This is a genomic window from Parabacteroides sp. AF19-14 (genome assembly GCF_003635485.1).
Classification (GTDB): Bacteria; Bacteroidota; Bacteroidia; order Bacteroidales; family Tannerellaceae; genus Parabacteroides; species Parabacteroides distasonis.
Map to the genome: position 1 here is coordinate 1 of NZ_QTMJ01000049.1, position 3,357 is coordinate 3,357.

At 53.9% G+C, this 3,357-nt stretch carries 2 protein-coding genes; both read left to right on the forward strand.

The features are described from left to right. Nucleotides 1–1,971: peptidase domain-containing ABC transporter (locus DWX33_RS22075; protein ID WP_147425525.1), on the forward strand; the 1,971-nt coding region annotated here is incomplete at its 5' end. Between the two features lie 21 nt (nucleotides 1,972–1,992). Beyond that, the gene (locus tag DWX33_RS22080) at nucleotides 1,993–3,288 is read left to right on the forward strand and encodes an HlyD family secretion protein (RefSeq protein ID WP_122381052.1); all 1,296 of its coding nucleotides are present in this window, start codon (nucleotides 1,993–1,995) and stop codon (nucleotides 3,286–3,288) included. The last annotated feature ends 69 nt before the right edge of the window (nucleotides 3,289–3,357 follow it).

Below are 3,357 nucleotides of genomic sequence, written 5' to 3' on the forward strand. Positions count from 1 at the left end.
AAGGAATGTCCCCTACCCTGCATACTGCACTGGAACCAATGGCATTTCGTGGTTTGCTACAAGATAAAGAAAGGGAAGTTCTACATAGCGGACCCGGCGGCGGGACTTATCACCTATACGAGGGAGGAGTTCAAGCGGTGCTGGGTCAGTACCAAGGTGGACGGGCAGGATACCGGGGCGGCACTCTTGCTGGAACCGGGGCCGGAGTTCTACGGGATGGAGGACGAGGAGAGAGACAGGAAACGTAACCTCGGATTCTTTTTCCGATATATATCGCCCTACAGAAGGGAGATGGCACAGCTCGTGCTGGGCATGGTGACAGCCAGCGTACTGCAACTCATCCTGCCTTTCCTCACGCAGAGCTTGGTAGATACCGGTATACGGGACAACAACCTAGGTTTCATAACCTTGATCCTTATATCGCAATTGGTGATCTTTATCGCCAAGCTATCCGTGGACTTCATACGGAGCTGGATATTGCTGCACGTAAACACGAGGATCAATATCGCCTTGATCTCCGATTTCCTCGCCAAGCTGATGCGCCTGCCCCTGCATTTCTTCGATACCAAGATGGTGGGCGATATCATGCAGCGCATCGGAGACCATGACCGCGTCGAGGCTTTCATGACGGGGACATCCATCAATACGCTCTTCTCTTTCGTTAACTTCATCGTGTTCGGGTTCGTACTGGCCTATTACGACTGGACGATACTGGGACTCTTCTTGGTAGGTAACGGGTTATACGTGGCGTGGGTACTCGCCTTCATGAGATGGAGGAGGGAGCTGGACGTAAAGCGTTTCTCGCAGGCGGCCGGGGAGCAGAGCAACCTATTCCAGCTTATCACCGGAATGCAGGAGATCAAGCTCAATAATTGCGAGACCAAGATGCGCTGGAAATGGGAACGGATACAGGTAAAACTTTTCAAGATAGGGATCAAGGGATTGGCGTTACAACAATATCAGCAACTCGGGGCGGTCTTTTTCAACCAGACCACGAACATACTCATCTCCTTCATCGCGGCACGGGCCGTCGTGCAAGGGGATATGACGCTGGGTATGATGATGTCGGCGACCTACATCGTGGGGCAGCTCTCCTCACCTATCGAGCAATTGATCGATTTCTCACGGTCCTTGCAGGATGCGAAGATCAGTCTGGAGCGGCTCGGCGAGATACACGGGAAGGAGGACGAGGAACAGGCAGGCGGGATAAGGCTGAATGTTCTCCCCGATGACAGGACGCTGCGGCTGGAAAATCTCAGCTTCAGCTATGACGGGGCGGACAGGGATTACGTGCTGGAGGATATCAACCTGACGATACCCCATAACAGGGTGACCGCCATCGTAGGGGCCAGCGGGAGCGGGAAGACAACTATAGTAAAACTTCTGCTCGGTTTTTACAACCCCAACAAGGGGGACGTGAGGATCGGCGATACCTCCCTCAGGAACCTAAACCCGCACGTATGGCGTAGCAAGACCGGTTCGGTTATGCAGGATGGTTTTATCTTCTCGGATACGATCGCCAACAACATCGCCCCCGGCGAAGAGGTGGTGGACAAGGAACGCCTGCTTCATGCCGTGACGGTGGCGAATATCCGGGATTTCATCGATTCGCTCCCGCTGGGCTATAATACGAAGATCGGCATGGAGGGCAATGGAGTAAGCCAAGGGCAGAGGCAACGGATCCTGATCGCCCGGGCGGTGTACAAGAATCCCGACTTCATCTTCCTGGACGAGGCCACGAACGCCTTGGACGCAAACAACGAGCGGGAGATCATGGAGCAGTTGCACGCCTTCTACAAAGGACGGACGGTGGTGGTCGTGGCGCATCGACTAAGCACGGTACGTGACGCGGACAAGATCGTGGTGCTGGACAAGGGACGCATCGTGGAGGAAGGGACGCATCAGGAACTCACGGCCTTGCGGGGGACTTATTATAAGTTGGTGAAGAATCAGTTGGAGCTTGGGAATTGAGAATTGAAAATTGAAAATTAGTTGGAGAAGAGAAATAAGGACATAGAACTGAGGAGCGAGGAGGTACAGGAGGTGATGGGGCAAGTGCCGGCCTGGATCGTACGGTGGGGGATAACGCTGTTATTCCTCGTGGTCGTGACATTGCTGGTGGGAAGCTGTTTCTTCAAATATCCTGACGTGATCACGGCAGACATGACATTGACGGGGCAACATCCCGCGACGGCGGTAGTGACACGGGCGGCGGGAAAGATACAGGAGCTACTCGTCAGGGATAATCGCCCGGTAAGGCAGGGGGATTGGCTGGCGGTCATAGAGAATCACGCCGACACGGACGATGCCATCTATCTGGATAAGGCGTTGGAACGATCCGGAAGCGACGTGGATAGCTTGGACAAGGCATTATCAAAGTACAAGGAGCTATCGCTGGGTGATATGCAAGCGGCTTACTCGGGACTACTCTCGGCGCTCCATGCCTGCGTCAATTACAGGGAGATCGATTATTATCCGCAAAAAATGACCTCCATCCGCAAACAGATAGCGTTGTATAAGGCTTACTATAACGAGACCGAACGGCAGCGGAAGACCCTCTCGGAGCAATTCGCCTTGACAAGGCGGCAATACGCCCGGGATTCATTATTGTATAGCCGGTCCGTGATTTCCTCCTACGAGCATGAGACCGCACGGGCTTCCCTGCTGCAAAGCCGTTATTCGCTGGAAAGGGCGGCAGCCTCGGCCGAGAATCTCCGGATACAGATCGGGGAGCAAGAGCAATCCTTGCTGGATCTGACGCTGGAGCGGAGCGAGAAAGAATTTACGCTACGGCAGGAATTACAGACCGCCCGGGAACAATTGCTGAACAGCATGAACGAGTGGAGGTTACGTTATTGCCTCATCGCCCCGGTAGGGGGTGTCGTAACTTTCACTAAGTACTGGAATGAGAACCAGTATATCCCATCCGGAGAGGTGGCTTTCACCGTCGTGCCGCAAGGCGAGGGCCGGCTGGTGGGGAAGGTGCGCATACCGATAGCACGCTCGGGAAAAGTCCGGAGAGGCCAGCGGGCGATCGTCCGTTTCTCCAATTTCCCGGATCAGGAGTTTGGAGTGGTAAATGGCGTGGTATCGAATATCTCATTGGTCCCCACCGACGAGTACTATACGGCGGATATCGATTTTCCAGAGGGTCTGAGAACCAATTACGGTATCGACCTGCCCGTCTCGCCCGAGACGCAAGCCTCCGCGGAGATCGTAACGGAAGAATTACGCCTGATCGAACGATTCTTCCTCCCGATCAAACGGATCGTGAAAGAAGGATTTTAGTGTAATATTATCCTTTCTTTCCTATGCGTTTATCACAGATGTCACGAGTGACAGAGTTCGCCGCAGACT